This window comes from Enterobacter sp. Tr-810 (genome assembly GCF_011752765.1).
Classification (GTDB): domain Bacteria; phylum Pseudomonadota; class Gammaproteobacteria; order Enterobacterales; family Enterobacteriaceae; genus Enterobacter; species Enterobacter soli.
Genome location: NZ_VWWW01000004.1, coordinates 101,982 through 127,873, shown reverse-complemented (window position 1 = coordinate 127,873; position 25,892 = coordinate 101,982). Strand labels below are relative to the sequence as shown.

26 protein-coding genes and 1 tRNA gene are annotated in these 25,892 nt (G+C 54.1%); 13 read left to right on the top strand and 14 right to left on the bottom strand.

Translation table 11 applies throughout. The features are described from left to right. Nucleotides 1-249: 249 nt before the first annotated feature. Both F3J30_RS13425 and F3J30_RS13420 read right to left on the bottom strand, forming a co-directional pair. Entirely contained in the window at nucleotides 250-1,428 is a 1,179-nt protein-coding gene (locus tag F3J30_RS13425) for an acetyl-CoA C-acetyltransferase (RefSeq protein WP_014071630.1), read from the bottom strand. Between the two features lie 92 nt (nucleotides 1,429-1,520). Continuing rightward, nucleotides 1,521-2,387, bottom strand: coding sequence for a LysR family transcriptional regulator (locus F3J30_RS13420; RefSeq protein WP_014071631.1), 867 nt, complete (start codon nucleotides 2,385-2,387; stop codon nucleotides 1,521-1,523). A 101-nt stretch (nucleotides 2,388-2,488) separates the two neighbouring features. On the opposite strand from F3J30_RS13420, the gene F3J30_RS13415 reads away from it, so the two are divergent. Beyond that, on the top strand, nucleotides 2,489-2,950 hold the full coding sequence (locus F3J30_RS13415) for a multidrug/biocide efflux PACE transporter (protein ID WP_166717558.1): 462 nt from the start codon (nucleotides 2,489-2,491) through the stop codon (nucleotides 2,948-2,950). 119 nt (nucleotides 2,951-3,069) lie between these two features. Then, entirely contained in the window at nucleotides 3,070-4,299 is a 1,230-nt protein-coding gene (locus F3J30_RS13410) for an amino acid permease (protein WP_166717557.1), read from the top strand. Between the two features lie 124 nt (nucleotides 4,300-4,423). Here the strand turns inward: F3J30_RS13410 and F3J30_RS13405 are convergent, their stop codons facing one another. Continuing rightward, nucleotides 4,424-4,696, bottom strand: coding sequence for a GNAT family N-acetyltransferase (locus F3J30_RS13405; protein ID WP_014071634.1), 273 nt, complete (start codon nucleotides 4,694-4,696; stop codon nucleotides 4,424-4,426). Nucleotides 4,697-4,706: 10 nt separating this feature from the next. Further along, nucleotides 4,707-4,937 (bottom strand): 4Fe-4S mono-cluster protein YjdI, encoded by a 231-nt coding sequence (yjdI, locus tag F3J30_RS13400; RefSeq protein ID WP_014071635.1) that lies wholly within the window; start codon nucleotides 4,935-4,937, stop codon nucleotides 4,707-4,709. A 179-nt stretch (nucleotides 4,938-5,116) separates the two neighbouring features. Between yjdI and F3J30_RS13395 the strand changes: the two genes are divergently transcribed. The 6 genes from F3J30_RS13395 to F3J30_RS13370 all read left to right on the top strand — a co-directional run bounded on the left by F3J30_RS13395 (nucleotide 5,117) and on the right by F3J30_RS13370 (nucleotide 12,700). Further along, nucleotides 5,117-6,754, top strand: coding sequence for a sensor histidine kinase (locus F3J30_RS13395; RefSeq protein WP_166717556.1), 1,638 nt, complete (start codon nucleotides 5,117-5,119; stop codon nucleotides 6,752-6,754). A gap of 3 nt (nucleotides 6,755-6,757) precedes the next feature. After that, on the top strand, nucleotides 6,758-7,459 hold the full coding sequence (locus tag F3J30_RS13390; protein ID WP_166717555.1) for a response regulator: 702 nt from the start codon (nucleotides 6,758-6,760) through the stop codon (nucleotides 7,457-7,459). Nucleotides 7,460-7,622: 163 nt separating this feature from the next. Next, nucleotides 7,623-8,711, top strand: coding sequence for an ABC transporter substrate-binding protein (locus F3J30_RS13385; protein WP_166717554.1), 1,089 nt, complete (start codon nucleotides 7,623-7,625; stop codon nucleotides 8,709-8,711). 79 nt (nucleotides 8,712-8,790) lie between these two features. Next, nucleotides 8,791-10,560, top strand: coding sequence for an iron ABC transporter permease (locus F3J30_RS13380; RefSeq protein ID WP_166717553.1), 1,770 nt, complete (start codon nucleotides 8,791-8,793; stop codon nucleotides 10,558-10,560). Further along, the gene (locus tag F3J30_RS13375) at nucleotides 10,553-11,623 is read left to right on the top strand and encodes an ABC transporter ATP-binding protein (RefSeq protein ID WP_166717552.1); all 1,071 of its coding nucleotides are present in this window, start codon (nucleotides 10,553-10,555) and stop codon (nucleotides 11,621-11,623) included. Before F3J30_RS13380 ends, F3J30_RS13375 begins: the two co-directional genes overlap by 8 nt. Before the next feature lie 180 nt (nucleotides 11,624-11,803). Next, a complete protein-coding gene (locus F3J30_RS13370) occupies nucleotides 11,804-12,700 on the top strand; it encodes a flagellin (protein ID WP_166717551.1) in 897 nt (298 codons plus the stop codon). A gap of 9 nt (nucleotides 12,701-12,709) precedes the next feature. On the opposite strand, the gene F3J30_RS13365 is transcribed toward F3J30_RS13370, so the two are convergent. The 3 genes from F3J30_RS13365 to F3J30_RS13355 form a co-directional block, all read right to left on the bottom strand. Next, nucleotides 12,710-12,783: transfer RNA gene (locus F3J30_RS13365), tRNA-Gly, on the bottom strand. 80 nt (nucleotides 12,784-12,863) lie between these two features. Further along, nucleotides 12,864-13,613 carry an amidase activator ActS gene (gene actS / locus F3J30_RS13360; protein ID WP_166717550.1) on the bottom strand — a complete coding sequence of 250 codons (750 nt, stop codon included), beginning with the start codon at nucleotides 13,611-13,613 and terminating at the stop codon, nucleotides 12,864-12,866. Between the two features lie 44 nt (nucleotides 13,614-13,657). After that, a complete protein-coding gene (locus F3J30_RS13355; protein WP_166717549.1) occupies nucleotides 13,658-14,566 on the bottom strand; it encodes a LysR family transcriptional regulator in 909 nt (302 codons plus the stop codon). A gap of 210 nt (nucleotides 14,567-14,776) precedes the next feature. Here F3J30_RS13355 and F3J30_RS13350 point away from each other — a divergent pair, with 210 nt between their 5' ends. The 4 genes from F3J30_RS13350 (at nucleotide 14,777) to idi (ending at nucleotide 18,200) form a co-directional block, all read left to right on the top strand. After that, nucleotides 14,777-16,258, top strand: a complete 1,482-nt coding sequence (locus F3J30_RS13350) for a UbiD family decarboxylase (protein ID WP_014071643.1) — start codon at nucleotides 14,777-14,779, stop codon at nucleotides 16,256-16,258. 11 nt (nucleotides 16,259-16,269) lie between these two features. Beyond that, on the top strand, nucleotides 16,270-16,854 hold the full coding sequence (locus F3J30_RS13345) for a UbiX family flavin prenyltransferase (RefSeq protein ID WP_166717548.1): 585 nt from the start codon (nucleotides 16,270-16,272) through the stop codon (nucleotides 16,852-16,854). A 16-nt stretch (nucleotides 16,855-16,870) separates the two neighbouring features. Continuing rightward, a complete protein-coding gene (locus tag F3J30_RS13340) occupies nucleotides 16,871-17,587 on the top strand; it encodes a DUF554 domain-containing protein (protein WP_014071645.1) in 717 nt (238 codons plus the stop codon). Between the two features lie 70 nt (nucleotides 17,588-17,657). Next, the gene (idi, locus tag F3J30_RS13335) at nucleotides 17,658-18,200 is read left to right on the top strand and encodes an isopentenyl-diphosphate Delta-isomerase (protein ID WP_166717547.1); all 543 of its coding nucleotides are present in this window, start codon (nucleotides 17,658-17,660) and stop codon (nucleotides 18,198-18,200) included. A 48-nt stretch (nucleotides 18,201-18,248) separates the two neighbouring features. Here idi and lysS read toward each other — a convergent pair whose 3' ends face one another. The 5 genes from lysS to xerD all read right to left on the bottom strand — a co-directional run bounded on the left by lysS (nucleotide 18,249) and on the right by xerD (nucleotide 24,342). After that, on the bottom strand, nucleotides 18,249-19,766 hold the full coding sequence (gene lysS, locus F3J30_RS13330; RefSeq protein WP_014071647.1) for a lysine--tRNA ligase: 1,518 nt from the start codon (nucleotides 19,764-19,766) through the stop codon (nucleotides 18,249-18,251). A gap of 9 nt (nucleotides 19,767-19,775) precedes the next feature. Continuing rightward, a protein-coding gene (gene prfB / locus F3J30_RS13325) for a peptide chain release factor 2 (RefSeq protein WP_014071648.1) occupies nucleotides 19,776-20,874 on the bottom strand; the annotation gives its coding sequence in 2 pieces (ribosomal slippage) (nucleotides 19,776-20,798 and nucleotides 20,800-20,874; 1,098 coding nt in all). A 90-nt stretch (nucleotides 20,875-20,964) separates the two neighbouring features. Next, complete coding sequence (gene recJ / locus F3J30_RS13320) at nucleotides 20,965-22,698, bottom strand: single-stranded-DNA-specific exonuclease RecJ (RefSeq protein WP_166717546.1); 1,734 nt, start codon at nucleotides 22,696-22,698, stop codon at nucleotides 20,965-20,967. 5 nt (nucleotides 22,699-22,703) lie between these two features. Next, nucleotides 22,704-23,417, bottom strand: coding sequence for a bifunctional protein-disulfide isomerase/oxidoreductase DsbC (gene dsbC / locus F3J30_RS13315; RefSeq protein ID WP_014071650.1), 714 nt, complete (start codon nucleotides 23,415-23,417; stop codon nucleotides 22,704-22,706). 28 nt (nucleotides 23,418-23,445) lie between these two features. After that, nucleotides 23,446-24,342: a site-specific tyrosine recombinase XerD gene (xerD, locus tag F3J30_RS13310; protein WP_014071651.1), complete on the bottom strand. Its 897-nt coding sequence runs from the start codon at nucleotides 24,340-24,342 to the stop codon at nucleotides 23,446-23,448. A gap of 101 nt (nucleotides 24,343-24,443) precedes the next feature. Here xerD and fldB point away from each other — a divergent pair, with 101 nt between their 5' ends. After that, entirely contained in the window at nucleotides 24,444-24,965 is a 522-nt protein-coding gene (gene fldB, locus F3J30_RS13305; RefSeq protein WP_166717545.1) for a flavodoxin FldB, read from the top strand. Nucleotides 24,966-24,970: 5 nt separating this feature from the next. Here the strand turns inward: fldB and F3J30_RS13300 are convergent, their stop codons facing one another. Both F3J30_RS13300 and sdhE read right to left on the bottom strand, forming a co-directional pair. Further along, the gene (locus tag F3J30_RS13300; RefSeq protein ID WP_014071653.1) at nucleotides 24,971-25,381 is read right to left on the bottom strand and encodes a protein YgfX; all 411 of its coding nucleotides are present in this window, start codon (nucleotides 25,379-25,381) and stop codon (nucleotides 24,971-24,973) included. Continuing rightward, nucleotides 25,362-25,628 carry an FAD assembly factor SdhE gene (gene sdhE / locus F3J30_RS13295; protein WP_014071654.1) on the bottom strand — a complete coding sequence of 89 codons (267 nt, stop codon included), beginning with the start codon at nucleotides 25,626-25,628 and terminating at the stop codon, nucleotides 25,362-25,364. Before sdhE ends, F3J30_RS13300 begins: the two co-directional genes overlap by 20 nt. Between the last annotated feature and the right edge of the window lie 264 nt (nucleotides 25,629-25,892).

The window sequence follows — 25,892 nt, the reverse complement described above, 5'->3', positions numbered from 1 at the left end:
TGACAAAGATCGTAATTATTTGTTTCATTTTTTTTGGCAAAGATCGACGTGAACCCCGTCAACAAAAAAGGGGGCTTAACGTGAATTTTTATGGGAGAGATCACACAAAGAACTTAGCGAGGAAAATAATTTGACGTGCAAGTATTACTGATAACTTTAGATTTACCTTAAAAGCGTAAAAATATGATTCTTGATGTCAAAAAAAACCTCCGGGCAGGAGGCTTAGTGTCGGGCTAATATCAGGGGGCATTACCTTTCGATCGCTAACGCAACCCCTTGCCCGCCGCCGATACACAACGTGGCGAGCCCCTTACGGGAATTACGTTTCATCATTTCATGGACCAGTGACACCAGGATCCGGCAGCCGGATGCGCCGATCGGGTGACCCAGTGCGATCGCCCCGCCGTTGACATTGACACGCAGTGGATCCCACTCCAGCATTTTGCCTACCGAAATAGCCTGAGCCGCAAAAGCTTCGTTCACTTCGATAAGATCCACATCACTGAGATGCCAGCCCGCACGCTCCAGGCAGCGACGGGTCGCATAAACCGGTGCGATCCCCATTAGGGCCGGGTCAACGCCTACGCTGGCAAACGCCTTGATGCGGGCCAGTACGGGTAAATCCAGCTCCTGAGCTTTGCTTTCACTCATCATCATTACCGCTGCGGCACCGTCATTAATCGAGGATGCGTTCCCGGCCGTCACCGAGCCCAGGGTTTCAAATGCGGGATTCAGCTTAGCCAGCCCTTCGGCGCTGGCATCGGTACGCGGTTGTTCATCCGTGTCGACAACAACAGACTCACCACTCTGGCGGAGCGTGCTGACAGGCACGATTTCATCGCGAAACCGCCCGGAATCGATAGCCGCGCGGGCTTTTTGCTGTGAGCTTAGCGCGTAAGCATCCTGAAGTTCACGGCTGATGCCGTATTCCCGCGCCAGGTTTTCCGCCGTCACGCCCATGTGGTAGTCATTGAACGCATCCCACAGCCCGTCATGCACCAGGCTGTCGATAAGCTGGCTGTTGCCCAGCTGCGCGCCGGTCCGGCTGTCGGTAAGGACGTGCGGGGCGCGGCTCATGTTCTCCTGCCCACCGGCAATCACCACATCCGCTTCACCACACTGTATCGCCTGGGTCGCAAGATGCAGCGCTTTCAGACCAGAGCCACAGACATCGTTGATGGTAATTGCAGACACGGTATTCGGCAGGCCGCCTTTGAGCGCCGCCTGGCGCGCAGGGTTTTGCCCGGCACCGGCAGTCAACACCTGACCGAGGATCACTTCGTCGATTTCATGCCCGGCGATCCCGCTGCGTTCCACCAGTGCCTTCACCACCACGCTGCCCAGATCAACGGCAGAGTGGCGCGACAACGCTCCCTGAAAACAGCCGATAGCCGTACGCAACGCACCCACTATAACGACATCTTTCATCACGACCTCTGTATAAAATGACATGACGATAGTAGAGGATTGTTATCAACAATTGACGCAATTGTTTAAAAAAAGTGAGTTTAGTCACAGGATTAGCGTGCATCCTGCAAATACTGGCGTAGCCAGCTTCCGGCGACGCCAGGCGGGGATCGTTTGTTCCAAAGCAGATCAATCCCGATCGCGCGCGGCCAGCCAGGAACATTCAGCTGCACCAGTGATTTCGCCGCCGCGAATTCATCCACCAGCGCGCATGGCAGCGCACACCAGCCAAATCCCTGCACCGCCATACTCAAGAGTAACAGGTAATTGGGCGCTGACCAGACCGGCCCCCGCGCAAGCGTTGTTTCCCGCTCAAGATAGGTGCTCAGACGCAACTCGCGCCAGCCGTGCAGTTCGTCGGCCTGTGTCTGATGTTGCGCCGCAAGGGGATGCTCGGCAGAAACATAGATGGCCATCCGGGTCTGCATGGGCAGCCGGGTGGCACCGATATCGGTCGGGTAGCTGTCACGTGCTTCCGTCAGCCCGACCTGCGCCCTCTCTTTCTGGAGAAGATCGATAACATCCTCTTCCTCGCCAATCAGACATTCGAATTCCGTATGGGGAAAACGCTGGTCGAACTGTTTCATCAGGTCTTCCAGCACGTCCGGGTTCAGCGTATCGGAAAGCACAAACGTCAGGCGCGCTTCGGTTTGTGCCGTCAACGACACGGCCAACTCGTCAAGCCGCGCGCTGGCGGCAAGGATGGATTGCACATAGCCCAGCACCTGCTCGCCCTGCGCGGTTAATACAGGCTGACGCGCCGAGCGGTCGAACAGCTCAAACCCCAGGTCTGCCTCAAGATTGGCAATGGAGGTACTGATGGTGGACTGGCTTTTACGCAGCCGACGCGCGGCAGCAGAAAACGAACCGGCGGCAACGGTTTCAACAAATGCCGTGAGGGCTTCGGGTGAATAGCGCATGAAGTATCTACTTTATCGATGGATACCATCTTTTATATATCATCTTTAGCGATAAAAATAGGCCGCAACACCGCCCATTCTGGCGAATTAACGAGGTCACTATGCAACATCAGGATGCACTCCAGCGTAAGCTGCCGGAGCGAATCTTTCATGCGGTTTGTTTTGAAGGGATTGCCACGGCGATCCTCGCCCCGACGGCCGCGTGGTTAATGCAACGTTCGGTCGTTGAAATGGGAGGCCTGACCATTATTCTGGCCACCACGGCGATGCTGTGGAATATCATTTATAACTTTGGCTTTGACCGCTTCTGGCCCGTACAGCGGGTAAAACGCACGGCCAAAGTCCGCGCCTTGCACGCGTTAGGATTCGAATGCGGTTTTATCGTGATCGGCGTAACCATTGTGTCTTCGGTTCTCGGCGTCACGCTGCTTCAGGCATTTACGCTGGAAATCGGTTTCTTCCTGTTCTTCCTGCCCTACACCATGTTCTATAACTGGGCGTATGACACTCTGCGCGATAGATTCATCAAGCGTCGCCAGCAACGACGCGCCCTGGCAGGCTAATCCTCCCCTGGCCGGACACCTGCCCCGGCCAGCCCCCTCAGATGCAACGGCGATCTCAGCTCATAATTATGGTAAATTGCACTCCTTTTTGTTCGTTTTATAGTTGATACGTTGCTCTAATGTCGAAAATTTGGTCAAAAGAAGAGACTCTCTGGAGTTTCGCCCTCTACGGCACAGCCGTGGGCGCAGGAACCTTGTTCTTGCCCATTCAGCTCGGCTCCGCAGGTGCCATTGTCCTGCTTATCACGGCCCTCGTGGCTTATCCGTTAACCTACTGGCCACACAAAGCGCTGGCGCAATTTATCCTGTCGTCGAAAACAAAAGGCAACGAAGGGATCACTGGAGCGGTTAGCCACTACTACGGTAAGAAGATCGGTAATCTGATCACCACGCTCTATTTTGTCGCCTTCTTTGTGGTGGTGCTTATTTATGCGGTGGCAATTACAAACTCGCTCACCGAACAGCTGGCGAAGCGCATGACGGTTGATCTGAGTGTGCGGGTGATGGTGAGTTTTGGCGTGGTGCTGGCGCTGAATCTGATCTTCCTGATGGGTCGCCATATCACCATTAAAGTGATGGGATTTTTGGTCTTTCCGCTGATCGCCTACTTCCTGTTTTTGTCGCTGTATCTAACCGGTAGCTGGCAGCCTGAGCTGCTTACCAGCCAGATGGCGTTCAATCAACATACGGTGCACCAGGTGTGGGTTTCTATCCCGGTGATGGTTTTCGCTTTTAGCCATACCCCGATTATCTCGACGTTCGCGGTCGATCGTCGCGAGAAATACGGTGACGCTGCCATGGGTAAATGCAAAAAAATCATGAAGGTTGCATACCTGATTATCTGCCTGAGCGTGTTGTTCTTCGTGTTCAGCTGCCTGCTTTCCATTCCTCCGTCTTACATTGTGGCGGCGAAAGAGGAAGGGGTAACGATTTTGTCGGCGCTGTCGATGATGCCCTCTTCTCCTGCCTGGCTTGGGATTTCCGGCATTATTGTCGCCATTATCGCGATGTCGAAATCGTTCCTCGGCACCTATTTTGGGGTGATTGAGGGGGCGACGGAGATTGTGAAGTCGTCGCTGAACCAGGTCGGGGTGAAAAAAAGCCGCGCCTTTAACCGCGCGGTTTCGATTCTGGGCGTGTCGCTGATTACCTTTGTGGTGTGTTGTATTAACCCGAATGCGATTTCGATGATTTATGCCATCAGCGGTCCGCTGATCGCCATGATTTTGTTTATTATGCCGACGCTGTCGACGTATTTGATCCCATCGCTGAAGCAGTATCGTTCGGTGGGGAATTTGCTGACGTTGATTGTTGGGGTGTTGTGTGTGTCGGTGATGTTTGTGGGGTGACTCGAAGAATGAGAACGCAGGCTGTTTCGTTCACTTCGATTCCAGCAGAAAATTGATTCTTCAGCGCCCGTGAACGGGAAAAGGGGCCACCGCGGCCCCTTTTCAATCCCGGCTCCCGATACTGTTAAGCCCGAATATCGTCATACTCCCGCGTATTATCAAACTCATGCTTCGCAAACGGGCACAGCGGGATAATCTTGCGGTTCTCACCGCGCATCTTCTCTACGACTTTCGCCACTAGCTGCTTACCGACGCCCTGCCCCTTCAGGCTCGGATCGACATCGGTATGCTCGATAATGCTCAGGTGCTCGCCGGTCGGGACAAACACAATCTCGGCGACCTGATTTCCGTCAGCGTCATTCACATAAAACTTGTTATGGCCTTCCAGAATATCCATAGTTCCTCGCTTATTTTTGGCGATACTTCAGCGCACCGCTGGGGCAGGTATCAATCACACGAATAACAGTTTCTACATCCACTTCATCCGGGATGATCCACGGTTTGCGCTTCAGATTGAATAGCTTAGCGCTACCGCGCACACAATTTCCTGAATGCTTGCAGATCCCGGTGTTGAAGTAGACATCTATTTTTTCCCCGGTATAGGCCCGGTAACCTGCATCCAGTAGTTCTTTATCCATGACATTGCCTCTGTAATTATTATGGTGCTGAACAAAGCATAGCCTCGTGGGATCCTGATGGCTATCCATGCAAAAAACGAAAAGCCAGCTCACAACTCTGTTTTTGTCAGATTGCGCGCCACATTTCCCCATGTCAGGCTCCGCGAATATCTCATTTTTGTATTTCAGCCGCAGGACATATGAAACGCAGACTCCCTTTTCAGGTGAAGCTTTTTTTATCTCTGGTGTTTTTTTCCTGCCTGCTATTAGCACTGCTGGGTGCGATCCTGTTCCATTTTATTGACCGGCAGCTGCACCACGACCTCGGACAACGTGCACGGGTACAGGCCAGCGAAATAGCCCTGATGCCAGGGCTTGCCGATAAAGTCGCCGCCAGAGATATCACCGGTATCGCCCGCTTAATTCAGCCTTTACGCGCAGAAAGTGATGCCAGTTATATTGTCATTGGGGATACCCGCGAACAGCATCTGTATCACTCAGAATCACCTGAACGTCTTAATTTACCCATGATTGGTGGGGATAATGCCGAAGTCTTAAAGGGAAAGACCATTATTTCCGTACGCAAAGGTGGGATAGGTGTTTCATTACGCAGTAAAGCCCCGATATTTAATGCCCAACATCAGGTGATCGGGATTGTCTCGGTGGGTTATCTGACCTCGTACATTGCCAATATTAATGCCCGCATCCTCTGGCAGTCGGGGTTATATGGCATTGGACTTTTACTTTTGCTGTTTATTTTTTCCTGGCTGTTTACCCGAAACCTCAAAAAACAGATGTTCCGCCTCGAGCCCAAAGATATCGCCCAGCTGGTGCTGCAACAAAAAGCCCTGCTTGAAGCCATGTACGAGGGCATATTTGCAGTCAATGCTGAAAAGCAGCTGATTTTAATAAACCGGGCGGCGCGAGAAATGCTGGATATCCGTCAGGATGAGAAAGAGCTTATCGGCAAACCGCTCAATGAGGTCTTGCAGACCTCACCCGGCTTCTTTTCACAGCGCTATGCCTCAATAAGCAGCGGCAGCCACGATCAGATTGCCGTCCTTAATCATCGGGAAGTGATCGTTAACCGCGTGGCCATTGAGGTAGAGCCGAATGTGGAAAGCGGCTGGGTGTATAGCTTCCGCGATAAAAACGACATTAATACCCTCAGCAGCCAGTTGAGCCAGATAAAGCGGTATGCTGACAACCTGCGCATTATGCGCCATGAACAGCTGAACTGGACCGCCACCCTCGTCGGGTTGTTGCAGATGAAGCATTATGACGAGGCCATTCGCTACATTCAGGCCCAGTCCGATGGCGCGCAAAAGGTGCTGGATTTTGTCTCCGCCCGTTTTACTTCGCCGGCATTGTGCGGGCTGCTGCTGGGGAAATACGTCAGCGCGCGCGAAAAAGGCGTTGAACTGCTTTTCGACCCCGCCTGCCAGTTAACCCATATGCCGTTGACGCTCAACGAAACAGAGCTGATGTCGGTTATTGGCAACCTGCTGGATAACGCCGTGGATGCCACGCTGAAAGCCCCCGTTCCCGCCGCAGTAGAACTCTATATTTCAGACAGAAACCAGGAACTGCTGATAGAAGTGGCCGACCGGGGCTGCGGCGTGGACGATGCCATGAAGCCGCACATTTTCCAGCAGGGGTTCAGCAGTAAACCCGACTCCGGCAACGAAATAACCGGCTCCGAGCACGGTATCGGTCTGTTTCTGGTGGCAGGATATATTGATAAGGCCGGCGGCAATATCGAAATCACCGACAATACCCCGCAAGGCACTATTTTCACGGTGTTTATTCCCTTTAAACCTTCCGTTCGACAGGGCTAAAACATGACTACTACCCGGGCAATTGATGTCGTCATTGTTGAGGACGAACCTCACCTCGCCGAGCTGCATCGTGAGTATATTGAGCAGAATTTCCATTTACACGTTGTCGGCATTGCCCCTTCGCTGGAAAAGGCGCGCGAGCTGATTAGCCGCCATCAGCCACGGTTGATCCTGCTCGATAACTACCTTCCTGATGGCAAAGGCGTGAATTTAATCGACAGTCCGCTTCTGAAGAGTTTTGAGTGCTCAGTCATTTTCATCACTGCGGCCAGCGATATGCAAACCTGTAGTCATGCCATGCGCAGCGGCGCGTTCGACTACCTGATAAAACCGGTGTTTTTCCAGCGCCTGCACGCCTCGCTTGAGCGGTTTTTGCGCTTCATCCACACCGTGCAGCAGGTAAAGGTCGTGGACCAACATGCGCTGGATCGCCTGTTTAATCTGCCCGCGGCTGAGTCCTCTCCAGCCCCTTCCACCAAAGGGATTGAACCCAACACCCTGGAGCGCATTAAGCGCTTTTTCACCGATAACCCTGACAGCAATATGTCTGTAGAAGAAGTCGTGGAAAACGTGGGGATCAGCAAAACCACGGGCCGTCGCTATCTGGAATACTGCGTGGAGAGCGGGTTTATTAGCATCGAAATGTTGTACGGCAATATTGGCCATCCAAGACGGCTATATCGCAAAGCGCCCGCCAAAGAATAATCCGCAAACCGGATGGCGTTTTGCGGATTTAATGGTGTTAATTGCCGAAACAACGCCGACAATCACACTTCGGAAGCGGGGCTTTCGCCCCCCTATTGTCTGATGTTCCCCATACGCTATGTTGACCATTAGTTCCTCAAATGTAACTAAAAGGTTAATTATAATGTCGAACACTTTCCGAATTTCTCTGCTTACCGCTACCGTACTGATCTCTACGTCTGCAATGTCTGCTTTACCGCAGGGCTACCCTGCCGAGTATCAAAAAGTCGTGGATGCTGCGACCAAAGAGGGCAAAGTGGTGATTTACTCCACCACCGACACCAAAGCCGCCGGGCCGCTGATTGAGGGCTTCGAGAAAACCTATCCGGGCATTAAAGTTGAATACAACGACATGAACAGCACCGAGCTGTACAACCGTTTTATCAGCGAGCAGGCTTCCGGTGGCGGCAGCGGTGATGTGGTCTGGAGCTCCTCAATGGATACCGCGCTGAAGCTCGCCACCGACTATGCGCAGGAGTACAAATCCCCTGAGCAAAGCCAGCTGCCAAAATGGGCGGTCTGGAGCGATAAAGCCTACGGCACTACCTATGAGCCGGTGGTCTTTATCTACAACAAACGCCTTATCCCCGCGGCCGAAGTACCGGATTCACACGCGGCACTGGCCAAACTTATCGCCAGCCAGAGCGATAAGTTCAAGAGCAAAGTCACCACCTACGACATCGAAAAATCCGGGCTGGGCTTTATGCTCTCCGTTCAGGATTTCAAAGCCGATCCAAACTACATGAAAACCCTGGCTGACGTCGCCAAAGGCGGTTTAGCCGTGCAGTCTTCAACCGGCACGATGATGGAGAGGGTATCGTCAGGTGAAAACCTGATTGGCTTTAACATCCTTGGCTCCTACGCCGAAGCCCGCGCGAAGAACGACCCGTCACTGGGCATCTCCTATCCGAAGGATTACACCCTGGTGTTATCGCGCGTGTCCTTTATCAGCCAGCAGGCGCAAAACAGCAACGCCGCGAAGCTGTGGCTGGACTATGTGCTGTCAGAAAAAGGACAAAGTATTCTGGCGAATCAGGCTGATATCCCGTCCATCCGTAACGATATCGAAGGCAAAAATGATATCGACGGCCTGACCAAAATTCTGGGCAACGCGCTGAAACCGATCCCGGTAGATGAAAGCCTGCTGGAATACCTGCAACCGAAAAAACGTCTGGACTACATCAAACAGTGGCGCGAAGCCGCAGCTAAATAAGTCCGGGCATAGCGCGGCGGTTCTGCCGCGCTCCTTCACCTGATGTCGTTGTTCTGGGTTCCAGCACCAGGGATACACTATGAATGCATTACACAGAAAGTGGCAAAGCCTGCCTCGCGGCGTAGTGGTGTTGATAACCGCTCTGGTTATCTATGTTCCGCTGTCGTTCATCGTGATACAGAGCTTCTTATCCGCTCCCTTTTTCTCTCCGGCTAAAGAGTGGAGCCTTGAATCATTTGGGTTTATTTTCACCGATCCCGATTTCTATAAAGCACTCAGAAGCGGTTTCATTCTCGCGTTCGGTCTGGTCATCATCGCCATTCCGCTTGGTGGGGTACTGGCGTTTCTGATGGTTCGCACCGATTTACCTGGCCGCCGTCTGATTGAGCCGCTGATCCTGGTGCCGATTTTTGTGTCGCCGATGGTTCTGGGTTTTGGCTATGTGGTCGCCGCCGGGCCGGTTGGGTTTTTATCTCTGTGGGCGCAGTCGCTGATTGGTTTTGTGCCCTGGAATATCTACGACATGTCGAGCATCGTGGTCATCGCTGGCCTGACGCATGTTCCGCACGCGTATCTGTACATCTCCTCGGCGCTGCGAAGCGTGGGCTCTGATGTGGAAGAAGCCGCGCGCACGGCGGGAGCTTCTCCGTTACAGGTGATGACCTCCGTCAGCCTGCCGATGGTACGCCCGTCGATTCTGTACGCCATTGTATTGCTGTTCTTCCTCGGGCTGGAGGTGTTTGGCCTGATGCTGGTGCTGGGCGATCCTGAGGGCAACATGGTGCTGGCAACTTACCTGTACCAACTGACCAACAAGCTCGGCACGCCGTCTTATCACCTGATGGCGGCAGTGGCCGTGGTGCTGATTTGTATCACCATCCCACTGGTGATGTTACAGCGCCGCCTGATGCGCACCGCCAACCGTTTTGTAACCGTGAAAGGCAAGGCGTCACAGGCGCGTGCTTTACCACTGGGCAAATGGCGCTGGGTGGCTGGTGGCGTGGTGGCATTCTGGCTGACCGTGACCATTGGCGTTCCGCTGCTTGGCGTGGTGCTGCGCGCGTTTATCTCGAACTGGGGGGTGGGAGTTTCTCTTTGGGATGAGCTTTCCCTGAGCACCTTCCGCACGATCTGGGCTCAGCCAAACCTGCTGCGTGCCATCGTCAACTCGATGTCTATCGGCGTGATTGGCGGCGCACTGGCCGTGGCCTGTTATCTGTTTGTCGGTATTGCCATGCACCGCAAACCGGACAACACCACGCGGTTCCTCGATTACAGCGTGCTGGTGCCACGTGCAGTGCCGGGTCTGCTTGCGGGTCTGGCATTCCTGTGGGTGTTCCTGTTCCTGCCAATGTGGCTGGACAACTCGCTGAAATCAGGCTGGCTTTCCGGGTTTTTCTGGTCCGACTGGATGCGCGAAAACCTGATTGTCTGGCTGCGGTCATTACGCAGCACCATCTTCAGCGTCTGGCTGGCCTACACCGTGGTGTGGATGGCGTACGGGTTGCGGCTTATCTCCTCAACGCTGCTCCAGGTCGGGCCTGAACTTGAAGAAGCGGCGCGCAGCACAGGGGCAACGCGCGGGCAAATCACCCGTCACGTCACCATTCCGCTGTCACGCTACGGTCTTATCGGCTCATGGTTGTTGATGTTCCTGATCTTTGAACGCGAATACTCAACCGGTGTGTATCTGCTTTCGCCGGGTACGGAAACCATCGGCTCGATGCTGGTTTCCCTGTGGGCGGCAGGTGCCATTGATATCGTGGCTGCGCTCTCTTTTATTAACATCCTGCTGGTCGTGGTAGGTCTGGGCATTGCCCTTCGCTTCGGAGTTAAATTACATGATTGAATTAGCGGTCGAAAATCTGCACTTAACCTACGGCGACAACCCGGTGTTAAAAGGGGTTTCCATGAACCTCAAACGCGGTGAAGTGGTTTCCTTGCTGGGGCCATCGGGCAGCGGCAAGACCACATTGCTGCGTGCGGTTGCGGGCCTGGAAAAACCAACCCAGGGTTCGATTATCATCGGCAAAAATAGCGTTTACAACGGCACGCCGCGCAGTGAGATCCCAGCAGAAGAACGCAATCTGGGGCTGGTGTTTCAGTCCTACGCTCTGTGGCCTCACAAAACCGTTTTTGAGAACGTGGCGTATCCTTTAAAGCTGCGTAAGGTCGCAGCGAAAGAGGTAACCCAGCGCGTTCAGGACGTACTGGATCAGCTCGGCCTGGGCCATCTGGGTAAGCGTCACCCGCACCAGCTTTCCGGTGGTCAGCAACAGCGTGTGGCGATTGGCCGGGCGCTGGTCTATAACCCGCCGGTGATCCTGCTGGATGAACCGCTCTCGAACCTGGACGCCAAGCTGCGCGAAGAGGCCCGCGTGTTCCTGCGCGAGCTGATTATCAAGCTCGGCCTGTCGGCGCTGATGGTCACGCACGATCAGAATGAAGCCATGTCGATTTCTGACCGTATTCTGTTGCTGAACAACGGCAAAATAGAGCAACAAGGCACGCCGCAGGAGATGTATGGCTCGCCAAAAACACTATTCACCGCCGAGTTTATGGGCAGCAATAACCGTCTGCATGGCAAAGTGACCGAAGTCCGCGATGGCAAAGCGCACATTGAAGGCAACGGCTGGAGGTTATGGGGCCAGGCGGCTGAAGGCGTGAAAGCAGGAAGCGAAGCCACGGCGGTTATTCGTGTAGAGCGCGTAGCGGTGGTGGAAGGCCCTGGTGAAAACCAGCTTGAACTGCCGTTACTTACCAGCATGTATCTGGGGGATCGCTGGGAATACCTGTTCCGTACGGCGGGGGATGATTTTGTGATCCGAGCCTACGGCCATGACGTCCGGGATCCTCAACACTGTCATTTGTCATTACCGGAAAAACACGTCTGGATCTTCCCGAAAGGGTGATTAAGAGGCCAGACTTTTCTGCCATTGCCCGGTGGCGCTGTGCTTACCGGGCCTACAAAACGAAAATATCCAGATTTCGGTAAAATCACCTCTAAAATATAGTGGTTAATTTAACCTAAATATATCCTCTTCCAGGACGATGAACTCTCAAAGCATAATACTAAGAAAAGCAGGTGAACGATGGCTGGGATCATCACCAACGTCAATACTCTGGTCGTACAAAATACCGCGTTAAAAAACAGTTCCGTATTACAGCAATCCGTTGAGCGACTCTCCTCCGGGATGAGAATTAACAGCGCAAAAGACGATGCGGCAGGCCAGACGATTGCTAACCGAATGGGAAGCCAGATTAAAGGTCTTCTTCAGGCGCAGCGAAACGCCAGCGATTCGGCCAGCGTTAGCGTTTCAGCCGTGACCTCTTCAGTGCTCTACAGCGATATCTCCACGCTGCCGTCGCGCACGGTGTCAGGGCTTTCTTTTGTGGACGACAGCAACGCGGCGATGGGCGCCGATGCACTGGTAAGCAGCAACGGCAAATACTATATCCAGCAGGGAACGGACTATTACGAAGCCGAACTCAACTGGGGCCCGACTGGCGCAATGCAGGCCAAAGTCACCGATCCCACGGCGCTGACGACCCTGACATCGCCGGTTAACGTCACCACGACACCAGCGGTAGATTTAACGACGGTAACCCCCTCCTTCCTGGACAGCAGCGGGAATGCGGTATTCGGTGCCGCAACGGGCTGGACAACCATCAATCTGCGGGAAACCGGAGACGGGATCCGCCTGCGTAACCCGGAAGATCCGCTGGCAACTCTCGATGCGGCGATTGCCCGTGTCGATCAGCGCCGTAGCCTGCTGGGCGCAACCATGAACCGTCTTGAATCAGTGCAGAATGTGCAAACGGCAACCTCCACCGCACTGAGTGCCTCGCGCTCGCGAATTGAAGATGCTGATTACGCCGAGGAAGTATCGAAAATGTCTCGTTCGCAGATTGTGCAACAGGCGGGGAACTCGGTGCTGGCAAAATCGAATCATCTGCCGGATGCGGTACTTTCGTTGTTGCAGGGATAATTGGCGTGATGGAGCGGGTGAAGGGAATCGAACCCTCGTATAGAGCTTGGGAAGCTCTCGTTCTACCATTGAACTACACCCGCTTTGAAGTGCGTAAAGCATTATAGGCCTTACGCACTTTCACACAAGCCTCTTGATGACTAAGTGGCGATTAAATAATCACTTAGCATTTCGGTTTACTGCCCTGGGCCGGGAGATAACGCTGCGGATCGATGGCAGTGGCACGGTAGCGGATCTGGAAGTGGAGCTTCACCGAGTCCGTCCCTGTGCTGCCCATCGTCGCAATCTTCTGCCCAGCCTTCACGTTCTGCCCGTTGTTCACCAGCATGGTGTCGTTGTGCGCATATGCGGTGATGTAATCTTCACCATGCTTAATCATGATCAGATTACCGTAACCGCGCAGCTGGTCACCAACGTAAACCACCTTCCCGGCACCGGATGCGTAAACAGGTGTCCCGCGCGCCGCAGAGATATCAATGCCCTTATTTCCGCCCTCAGAAGTTGAATACGGCATCACCACTTTGCCGCTGGCAGGCCAGAGCCAGCAGCGCTGCCCGACCGGCGGCCAGGACGATTGCGGTACCGCGTAAGATGGTGTCACTTTGGCGGTTTTCGTTTTAGACGACGCGGAATTTTTTGCGGTAGAAGAAGAGCCGCCGTTAACCTTCAGTTTCTGCCCCACCTCGATGGTGTAAGGCGGAGAAATGTTATTCAGACGCGCCAGATCTTTCACGCTGGTTCCCGTTGTACGGGAAATTCGATACAGCGTATCCCCGCGCTTAACGGTGTACACCGCCCCGGAATAGCCGCCCATATCGGAGGATTTACTGCCCGAACATCCCGCCAGTACTAGCGTTAGCGTCAGAAGGGATAAGGCAATAATAGGGTTTCTGGTCAGGCTTCCTGCAAACAAAACAGATCCTCGGTCAGCGTAAATGGCGCACTATGATACCAGCCTCAATCCTGATGCCCAACAGCTGCTGCAAACGGATATCCGTGGGCAATAATTTCCATCATTTCCGGCATATAGGGCATCGCGGGCAACTTCACCAGCGCCGGGTAGAAAATCTGCGGCGAGGGAAAGACATCCACCACGTAACAGTGGCTGAGCTTACGGGCATCCACCTCAGAAGAAGGCAGCAGCGTGGCGGCCTGCAATCCAGATTCCAGCCAGTCCAGAATGACGCCTGGCTGGGTGATATGCATAATCACTTTCGGATTCACGCCCGCTTTGCGAAACAGATCGATCAGCATCTCATAGGTGCCAGAGTCCTTTGCACGGTGCAGCAATACCAGTGGAAAATCACCCAGCGCGGTGTAATCAAACGGGTTGGCTGGCGCAGCAGGCAGGCAGGATTTAGCAATCACCGCCACCAGCTTGATCGGGTCGAAGGAAACATAATCGAACCCTTCACTGCGATAAGGTCGCTGAATAAGCGCGACGTCGATTGTCCCGGCATTAAGCTGCGTCTCTAAATGACTGGAATCCGACACCGAAATATTAATTTCGGCATGAGGATGGCGGCGATATAACTCTAATAACAGCGGTTTAAAATAGGACTGAAAAAGATGGGTTAAACCAATGCGTAACTGAAATTTATCTTTCTGCGCAATTTCTGTTGTTTCACGCGCGGTATCTTCAATCTGGCGTAATATTTCACAGGCTTTACGATAAAGAAAATAACCGGCTTCCGTCGGTTCGAGTCGATTTCCACGGCGCGTAAATAACGCGACCTGTAATTCTTCTTCCAGCTCCTGAATGCGTTTACTGAGCGGCGGCTGCGCCATATTGAGCGACTTCGCCGCCTGGCTCACCGAGCCCTGCTCCACCACTCTGCAAAAATAACGTAGCCTTTTCAGATCCATAGTGAACGCCCCTTCTCTTTTTCGCCTGCCAGTATCACACCCGATATCGCAAAGGGGAAGTTTTTCCTTATCCCGCATTTATTTAACATTAATAACAAACCTGCAAATTAAACCTTTTTGATCTGGTTCGCCTCCGGTAAACGGTATTTGTCGGAATAACGGTGCCGCAATATCGTAGAACCACTCCTGTTACCTGAGATGGAATCCATCATGTCAAATAGCGATAACAATGTTCATGACCTGCGTTCCGCGCTGGCGTTATTAAAAACGCTGCCGGGCGAATATGTTGAAACCAGCGTTGAAGTTGATCCTCACGCCGAACTGTCGGGTGTTTACCGTTATGTTGGCGCAGGCGGCACCTGCCAGCGCCCGACCCGTAAAAACGGCCCGGTGATGGTATTTAATAAGGTGAAAGGCTTTCACGATATCAGCGTGGCAATTGGTCTTAATGGTTCACGCAAACGCGTCAGCCACTTTCTGAACTGCGAGCCGGAAAAGCTCGGCCACCTGCTGAAAAACTCCGTGCAGAACCCAATTTCACCGGTCATCGCACGCGATAATGCGGTCTGCCAGGAAGTGGTGCATCTGGCCACGGACGAAGGCTTCGACCTGCGTAAACTGCTGCCAGCGCCAACCAATACCGAAGAGGATGCAGGCCCGTATATCACCATGGGATTGTGCTACGCCTCTGACCCGGAAACCCACGAGTCCGACATCACCATTCACCGCCTGTGCGTGCAGAGCAAAGACGAGCTCTCCATGTGGCTGACCCCTGGCCGCCATATCGATGCGTTTCGCATGAAGGCCGAAGCGGCAGGTAAACCGCTGCCCATTTCTATCAGTATCGGCGTTGACCCGGCCATCGAGATTGCCGCCTGCTTCGAGCCGCCAACCACCCCACTTGGCTTTGACGAGCTGAGCGTGGCGGGCGCGTTACGCGGCCACGCGGTTGAGATGGTGCAGTGTAAAACCATCAACGAAAAAGCAATTGCCCATGCCGAAATCGTTATTGAAGGCGAGCTGCTGCCAAACGTGCGCGTGCGCGAAGATCAGAACACCAATACCGGTAAAGCCATGCCGGAATTCCCGGGCTATACCGGCGAAGCCAAAGAAGCTATCCCGGTCATCAAGGTGAAAGCCGTTACCCATCGCCACAACCCAATCTGGCGCACTACCGTTGGGCCTGGTGAAGAACACGTGAACATGGCCGGTATCCCAACGGAAGCCAGCATCCTCGATATGGTTGAGCGCGCGATGCCGGGCAAACTGCTGAACGTGTTTGCCCATTCCGCAGGCGGCGGCAAGTTACTGGCAGTGATGCAATTTAAGAAAGCGGCAGCAGTAGACGAAGGGCGCCAGCGCCAGGCGGCACTGCTTGCGTTTTCTGCCTTCCCGGAACTGAAGCACGTCATTCTGGTGGATGAGGACGTGGATATTTTCGACAGCGACGACGTGATGTGGGCGATGCAGACCCGCTACCAGGGCGATGTGGACACCGTATTCATTCCCGGCGTGCGCTGCCATCCGCTCGACCCGTCACAGGTGCCGGAATACAGCCCGAGCATTCTCCAGCAGGGGATGTCGTGCAAAACCATTTTCGACTGCACCGTACCGTTCCACCTCAAACACCATTTTGAACGTTCGAAATTCAAAGAGGTCGATGTGAAACGCTTCCTGCCAGACTTCGAGTAAGAGGAATTAACGTGACCACACAACGTATCATCATCGGGATCAGCGGAGCATCGGGATTCCAGTATGGCGTTAAAGCGCTTGAGCTACTGAAACCACTGGATCTGGAAGTGCATCTGGTGGTCTCAAAAGGGGCTGAGCGCACCTGCGAACTGGAAACCGACTATCAGCTCGATAAGGTGATGTCGCTGGCGGATGTCGTTCATCCCATTAGCAATCTGGGGGCGTCGATATCCAGTGGTTCGTTTAAAACGCTGGGGATGCTGGTTGCCCCTTGCTCCATGAGAACGCTTGGCGCAGTGGCTCACTGCCTGACGGATAATCTGCTGACCCGCGCCGCCGATGTGGTGCTGAAAGAGCGGCGTCGCCTGGTCCTGCTGGCCCGCGAAACACCACTGAATCTTGGGCATATCCGCAACATGGCTGCGGTAACGGAAATGGGCGGGATTATCTTCCCGCCGGTTCCGGCGCTTTATCAGCGGCCGCAGAGTACAGATGAGATCATTAATCACAGCGTCAGCCGCGCACTGGACCTCTTCGGTCTGGACGTGAAAAACATCCCGCGCTGGGGCGAAGGCAACCTGCTCTACACAGAATAATATTTAGGAAAACATCATGTTAATTGGTCCTTATGTGAATGGCGCGGCCGTCATTCTGGGTGGATTCGCAGGTTCTCTGGTCGGGACACGCATCCCTGACCGGGTGAAAACCGCGCTGCCCTTGACGTTTGGCCTCTGCTCCGTGGGTCTGGGCATCAACCTGGTTATCAAAGTGAAGTTTATGCCCGCCGTGGTCCTGGCCATGGTTCTGGGCGCGGTGATTGGTGAACTCTTCTTTCTGGAAAAACAGATTGGCAAAGCGGCGGGAACCACGCGCGGGCTGATCAACCGTATTTTCCCGCCGGTTCAGGGGCTATCGCATGACGAATTTACGGAAAAATTTGTCGCCATTCTGGTGCTGTTTTGCGCCAGCGGAACGGGGATTTTTGGTGCGATGCATGAGGGAATGACCGGCGATCCGTCTATTCTCTACATCAAAACGGTGCTGGATCTCTTTACCGCGGCTATCTTCGCGACCATGCTCGGCTTCTCGGTGATGACCATCGGTATTCCGCTTATCGCTGTGCAGGTCGCACTGGCCACGCTCGCGGTGTTTATTCTGCACCTGATCACGCCTGATATGATGGCCGATTTCTCCTGCGCAGGCGGGCTTATCATGGTGGCGACCGGGCTTCGCATCTGCAACATTAAGGCATTCCCGGTGGCCAATATGTTACCCGGTCTGATACTGGTTATGCCTTTTTCAGCTCTGTGGGCCAAACTGTTCGTATAAGAATGCCGTATAATAAAGCCGCAGGTGGTGGTGCACAGCCCTAACCTGCGGTCTTTGTACTGGAGCAATAATGAGCATTCAAGAACACGTCATTTTAGTAAATGACCAGGGAACGGTAATTGGCACTCAGGAAAAATACGCCGCACACACGTCACATACCCCGCTGCATCTGGCCTTCTCATCCTGGCTGTTTAACGCAAAAGGCGAATGTTTGGTGACACGGCGCGCCATGAGCAAAAAAGCCTGGCCAGGCGTCTGGACCAATTCCGTGTGCGGTCACCCTCAATCCGGCGAAGAGATTGAACAGGCTATTATCCGCCGCTGCCGCTTTGAAGTGGGTGCAGAGATTACGGACATTACTGCCGTCGCGCCTGAATTTCGCTACCGTGAGGTCGATCCTTCCGGGATTGTCGAAAACGAGATCTGCCCGGTTTATGCCGCACGCGTCACTGCCGGCATCGTCATCAACCATGATGAAGTGATGGAATACCAGTGGGTCGCGCTGGAAGCGTTATTCTGTGCGCTGGACGCCACGCCGTGGGCATTCAGCCCGTGGATGGTGATGGAAGCCACCGCCGCCCGCGACGCGCTCCGCACGTTCGCCGCACAATAAAAAAGCCCCGGCGATAATCGCACGGGGCTTTTTTTACGTCCTGACGGCTTATTTCACCGGACGCATCGCCGGGAAGAGGATCACGTCACGGATGGTGTGGCTGTTAGTGAACAGCATGACCATACGGTCGATACCAATGCCCAGGCCCGCGGTTGGCGGCAGGCCATGTTCCAGTGCAGTCACGTAGTCTTCGTCGAAGAACATTGCTTCGTCGTCGCCTGCGGCTTTCGCATCAACCTGATCCTGGAAGCGCTGCGCCTGATCTTCCGCATCGTTCAGCTCGCTAAAGCCGTTGCCGATTTCGCGGCCACCGATGAAGAATTCGAAGCGGTCAGTGATTTCCGGGTTCTCGTCATTACGACGCGCCAGCGGAGACACTTCAGCCGGGTATTCAGTGATGAAGGTAGGCTGAATCAGGTGTGCTTCGGCCACTTCTTCGAAGATCTCGGTCACGATACGGCCCAGACCCCAGCTCTTCTCAACCTTGATACCGATGCTTTCCGCGATGGCTTTCGCAGAGTCGAAGTTATCCAGGTCAGCCATCTCAGTTTCTGGACGGTATTTCTTGATAGCTTCGCGCATGGTCAGCTTAACGAACGGCTTACCAAAGTCGAACACCTCATCACCGTAAGGCACTTCGGTGGTACCCAGAATGTCCTGTGCCAGGGTGCGGAACAGGGATTCGGTCAGCTCGATCAGGTCTTTGTAATCTGCATACGCCATATAGAGTTCCATCATGGTGAACTCTGGGTTATGACGAACGGAGATACCTTCGTTACGGAAGTTACGGTTGATTTCGAATACGCGGTCAAAACCACCCACCACCAGACGCTTCAGGTACAGTTCCGGCGCGATACGCAGGTACATGTCCAGGTCCAGGGCATTGTGATGCGTGATAAACGGACGTGCAGACGCACCGCCTGGGATCACCTGCATCATTGGGGTTTCCACTTCCATAAAGTCACGGTTAACCATGAACTGGCGGATACCGGCCATGATCTGGGAGCGGATTTTGAAGGTCTTGCGGGATTCATCGTTAGAGATGAGATCCAGGTAACGCTGACGATAGCGCGCTTCCTGATCCTGCAAACCGTGGAATTTGTCCGGCAGTGGGCGCAGTGCTTTGGTCAGCAGACGCAGTTCGGTACAGTGGATAGACAGCTCGCCGGTCTTGGTTTTGAACAGCTTGCCTTTCGCGCCCAGGATATCGCCCAGGTCCCACTTCTTGAACTGCTCGTTGTAGATGCCTTCTGGCAGATCGTCACGGGAAACGTACAGCTGAATACGGCCGCCAACGTCCTGTAAGGTCACGAAAGAGGCTTTACCCATGATACGACGCGTCATCATACGGCCAGCCACAGACACTTCTACGTTCAGCGCTTCCAGCTCTTCGTTTTCTTTACCGTCGAAGTCAGCGTGCAGTTGGTCTGAGGTGTGGTCACGACGAAAATCGTTCGGGAACGGCACGCCCTGCTCGCGCAGTGCTGCCAGCTTCTCGCGGCGGGTTTTCAGTTCGTTGTTAAGATCGACTACCGCGTCAGCGCCCTGTGCTTGTTGTTCAGACATGTTGGTTCCTCATAGCCCTGCTTTCAAACTTGCTTCGATAAATTGGTCCAGGCTGCCATCCAGCACCGCCTGCGTGTTACGGGTTTCAACCCCGGTACGCAGGTCTTTGATGCGGGAGTCATCAAGGACGTAAGAACGAATCTGGCTGCCCCAACCGATGTCAGACTTGTTGTCTTCCATCGCCTGTTTCTCAGCATTTTTCTTTTGCATCTCCAGTTCATAAAGCTTCGCTTTCATCTGCTTCATGGCCTGGTCTTTGTTCTTATGCTGGGAACGGTCGTTCTGGCATTGTGTCACCAGCCCGGTAGGAATGTGGGTAATACGTACCGCAGATTCCGTACGGTTAACGTGCTGACCACCCGCACCTGACGCGCGATACACGTCGATACGCAGGTCCGCTGGGTTGATTTCGATATCAATATCATCTTTCACTTCCGGGTAGACAAACGCGGAGCTGAAAGAGGTGTGGCGACGGCCACCAGAATCGAACGGGCTCTTACGTACCAGGCGATGAACACCCGTTTCGGTGCGCAGCCAGCCGTAAGCGTAATCGCCAATAATCTTGATGGTCACGGATTTCAGGCCCGCGACTTCACCTTCGGACTCTTCGATGATTTCGGTTTTGAAACCACGCGCTTCAGCCCAACGCAGGTACATACGCGTCAGCATACTGGCCCAGTCCTGAGCTTCTGTACCGCCAGAACCTGCCTGAATATCGAGATAGCAGTCAGCGCTATCGTACTCGCCGGAGAACATACGACGGAATTCAAGCTGCGCCAGCTTCTCTTCCAGCACGTCGAGCTCTGCTACGGCTTCGTTAAAGGTTTCTTCGTCGTCGGCTTCGACGGCCAGCTCCAGCAGACCGGAAACATCTTCCAGACCCTGAGCCATTTGATCCAGCGTATCTACGATGGCTTCGAGAGAGGAACGCTCTTTACCCAGCGCCTGTGCGCGTTCAGGTTCGTTCCAGACGTCCGGCTGTTCCAGCTCGGCGTTTACTTCTTCAAGACGCTCTTTCTTGGCATCGTAGTCAAAGATACCCCCTAAGAACGTCGGAGCGCTCGGTGAGGTCCTGAATGCGGTTTTTTACCGGATTAATTTCAAACATGGTCTGTTTTCTTTTATGGACTTGTCAAAATGCGGTGATAAGAGCGGGATTGTACCGAATCCACGCCCTTTTTTATAGAGATTACTGACGCTAAATTGGCCAGATATTGTCGATGATGATTTGCAGGGAGCGGTTACCGCGAAACTCGTTAATATCCAGCTTGTAGGCAAGCTCGACTTCACGCACGCCGTTGTCCGGCCAGATGGCGGTGTCGACGTTAAAGGCAATCCCGTCGAGCAGCGGGCCGCCGCCTGACGGCTCAACCATCACCTTAAGATGACGTTCGCCAACGATACGTTGTTGCAGCAGGCGAAAACGCCCATCGAACAGAGGTTCCGGGAACATCTGTCCCCACGGGCCTGCATCGCGCAGCATCTGCGCCACGTCCATGGTCATTTCCGCGGGCGTTAACGCGCCATCGGAAATCACTTCACCCTGTAACAAAGACGGGTCGATCCAGTCCGTCACCAGCTCGCCAAACAGGCGCTGGAACTCGTCGAACTTCGCCGCTTCCAGCGACAGACCCGCCGCCATCGCGTGCCCGCCGAACTTGATCATCAGCCCCGGGTGGAGTGTATCCAGGCGCTCCAGTGCATCGCGCATGTGCAACCCCTGAATCGAACGGCCCGAACCTTTTAGCGTGCCATCCCCTGCCGGGGCAAAGGCGATCACCGGACGGTGGAAACGCTCTTTGATGCGCGATGCCAGAATGCCCACCACGCCCTGATGCCACTCGGGGTGATACATCGCCAGGCCGCCCGGCAGCGTATCGCCACTGCGTTCCAGCTTTTCGCACAGGGTCAGCGCTTCGGCCTGCATCCCCTGCTCAATCTCTTTGCGGGTCTGGTTTAGCGCATCCAGTTCGTTTGCCAGCATCCGCGCTTCGCCGATGTTGTCACACAACAGCAGCGCAACGCCGACGGACATATCATCCAGCCTTCCGGCTGCGTTCAGACGCGGCCCGAGGGCAAAGCCCAGATCGCTTGCCGCCAGCTTAAGTGGGTCACGGTTGGAGATTTCCAGCAGCGCTTTAATGCCGGGACGACATTTGCCTGCGCGGATACGGCTTAACCCCTGCCAGGTTAAAATACGGTTATTGGTATCGAGCGGCACAACGTCCGCCACGGTGCCCAGCGCCACCAGGTCGAGATACTCCGCCAGGTTCGGCATCGCAATACCGCGGGCTTCAAACCAGCCTTTTTCACGCAGCAGCGTGCGCAGGGCCAGCATAAGATAAAACGCCACGCCCACACCAGCCAGTGATTTGGACGGGAATTCACAGTCGCGCAGGTTGGGGTTAATGATTGCCTCGGCGGCAGGCAGGGTATCACCCGGCAAATGGTGATCGGTAACCAACACCGGGATCCCCAGCTCATGTGCCCGATCGACACCAGCGTGTGACGAGATCCCGTTATCCACGGTCATGATCATCTGCGCGCCAAGCGCATGGGCCTGATCTACCACTTCCGGGCTCAGGCCGTAGCCATCTTCAAAGCGGTTAGGCACCAGGTAGGTGACGTTATCGCACCCGAGCGCGCGCAGGCTGAGCACGCTCAGCGCCGTACTGGTTGCGCCATCGGCATCAAAATCACCGACAACCACAATCCGCGTCCCTTCACGGAACGCGTCGTAGAGCATCGCGGTAGCGGTTTCTACGCCGCTCAGCTGCTGCCAGGGCAGCATCCCTTTCACGCTGCGTTCAAGATCGGCGGTATTTAACACGCCCCGGCTGGCATAAAGCCGACGTAAAAGCGGTGGCATATCCGCAGGGAGATCTGCGTTCTCATTAACTTCACGACGGCGGAGTTGGATGGGTGCTTTCACGCGGATTAGTTACCACCAAACTGTTTCTGGTGCGCGTCGAGGAACTCTTTCATCTCTTTCGGCCCCTGATAACCCGGCACAACGTAGCCATTGCTCAGCACGATAGCAGGTGTGCCGTTCACGCCAAACTGCACGCCCAGCGCGTAGTGGTTAGCGATATCAATGTCGCAGGACGCAGGCTTAACGCCTTTGCCGTTCATTGCATCATCAAACGCTTTGTTGCGGTCTTTCGCACACCAGATAGCCTTCATGTCCTGCTCTGGCTGGCTCTGCACGCCCGCACGTGGGAAGGCCAGATAGCGCACGGTGATACCCAGCGCGTTGTAGTCTTTCATCTCTTCATGCAGCTTGTGGCAGTAGCCACAGGTGATGTCGGTGAAAACAGTAATGACGTGTTTTTCCTGCGCCGCTTTATACACGATCATCTCTTTTTCGAGCGCGTTCAGGTTTTTCATCAGCAGCTGGTTAGTCACGTTCACCGGCTGTGCGCCGCTGACGTCATACATTGGCCCCTGAATGATGTGTTTGCCGTCTTCGGTCACGTACAGCACGCCGCTGTTGGTCAGCACGGTTTTCATACCGGCGACTGGCGCAGGCTGGATATCGCTGCTGGTCACACCAAGCTTGGTCAGCGATTGCTTGATTGCGGCATCGTCAGCGTGAGCAAAACCGGTAAAAGAGGCTGCCAGCAAAGAGAACAGCGCTAAAGACTTTTTCATATTCAATCCTATTACAATTCGTCGGCACTCACGCGCGTGGGTGGTGCTGTTGGTGAAGCTGCCGCAGGCGTTCCGTCGCGACATGGGTATAAATTTGCGTCGTTGAAAGATCGCTGTGCCCAAGTAGCATCTGCACCACGCGTAAATCAGCTCCGTGGTTTAGCAGATGCGTCGCGAAGGCATGACGCAAAACGTGCGGCGACAGTTTTTCGCTATCGATACCTGCCAGTGTGGCGTAATGCTTAATGCGATGCCAGAAAGTTTGCCGCGTCATCTGTTGCGCACGCTGGCTTGGGAAGAGCACATCAATAGAAACGCCGTTCAACAACCACGGGCGGCCGTGCTCCAGATACGTTTCCAGCCAGTACACCGCCTCTTCTCCCAGCGGCACCAGCCGTTCTTTGTTCCCTTTACCGATCACACGCACAACGCCCTGACGCAGGCTGATGTCACTCATCGTCAGCCCGACTAACTCAGAAACACGCAAACCGGTAGCATACAATAGCTCAAGCATGGCTTTATCGCGTAACTCCAGCGGCAGGTCAACCGCTGGCGATTGTAATAATCTCTCAACTTGTGCTTCGCTCAGATCTTTAGGCAGACGCTGCGGGAGTTTAGGCGAGGCCAGCATCGCGCTGGGATCGTCGGCACGAATTTTCTCGCGATAAAGGTGCTGGAACAGCCGCCGTATGGCGCTTAACAGGCGCGCGGAGCTGGTTGCTTTGTAGCCGCCTTCAATACGTTCGGCCAGCAATCCTTGCAGGTCATCGCTTTGCGCGTTCTCAAGCCCCAATTCCCTGTGCGCCAGCCACTCCACCAGCAGGGTGAGGTCACGTCGATAGGCGCTAATGGTGTTGTCGGCCAGGTTTTTCTCCAGCCACAGCGCATCGAGAAACTGTTCAATGAGTGCGAGATCCTTTTCCACATCAGCCCCTTTGTTTCTGCAATCCGCGCATTATGCCTGATTGCCACCGCTTTCTGGTACACTACGCGCAAAGTCAAAGCAAGAATTGAGATATTTACGCGATGAATATTGGTCTGTTCTACGGTTCCAGCACCTGCTACACCGAAATGGCGGCAGAAAAAATTCGTGACATCATTGGCCCGGAACTGGTGACGTTGCACAACCTGAAAGATGACGCGGTCGCGCTGATGGAGCAGTACGATGTGCTGATCCTTGGCATTCCGACATGGGATTTCGGTGAGATCCAGGAAGACTGGGAAGCCATCTGGGATCAGCTTGATACAGTCAACCTCGACGGCAAAATCATTGCCATGTACGGGATGGGCGATCAGTTAGGTTATGGCGAGTGGTTCCTTGATGCGCTGGGAATGCTGCACGATAAACTGGCTCTGAAAGGCGTAACGTTTATCGGTTATTGGCCGACCGAAGGGTACGAGTTCACCAGCAAAAAACCGATTATTGCCGATGGACAGCTTTTTGTCGGGCTGGCGCTGGATGAAACCAACCAGTACGACCTCAGCGAAGAGCGTGTGCAAAACTGGTGCGAGCAAATCCTGGGTGAAATGGCCGAGAAGTTTAGCTAGCCGCCCTATTCCTGCGTCGGTTGTTGCAACACCATCCGACGCAGATCCCGCCACTCCACTTCATCCATACTGTCCGCTGCCAGCCACAAGTGCTGGCGACGCCCGCCACCCACCTTACGTAGCCTGAGCATCATGCCGGAACTTAGCATCCATGGCGTGCCGATAATTTCCCACTCTTTCCCCTGCCAGCGCAGGCGTGAATCCATCATCAGTTTGATTTCGCCCTGACGGGCATTGATACGGCGCTGACTACGCACGCTGTCAAACACCACGAATGACAGTAACAGCAGCCAGAGAGGGGTATAGCTAAGCGGCCACGGCATCAGTAAAACAAATGCCGCGACCAGGCCGTGGAGCAATAAAGACATCCACTGTGAGCGCCATGAAACGCGAAGATCAGATTGCCACAGGACCACGTTCCCGATTCCGTGTTTGAATTAATTGCACCATCCGTTGCAACTCGGTGTCGGCGGGTTTGCCGTGGTTCATCAGCCAGTTGAACAAATCAGGATCGTCGGATTCAAGCAGGCGAACGAACAGACGCTTGTCATCTTCGCTTAAGCTGTCGTACTCGTATTCGAAGAAAGGCATGATGGAAATATCAAGTTCACGCATTCCGCGACGGCAAGCCCAGTGGATACGGGCCTTGTTGTTAATATCCATGTTCTTTTTCCTGCATTACGTTTGGCACAGTCGGTGTCCCGTTCGGTATGCTTTATTTCTGCCGGGAACTCTGGCTAGTGTAACGTGTTTTTGACCGTTTCTTTACTGGAATATTGCAAACCCGGAGCCGGGTTCCAGAATAAACCCTACAAAGAGAGCGGATTACACTATTTTGCGTTGCGCTACGCAGAAGTCAGATATGGCACGAATGGTCTGCTGAAAGCGCTTGCAATGACAACAGTCTCTTTTACCATTAGGCATTAT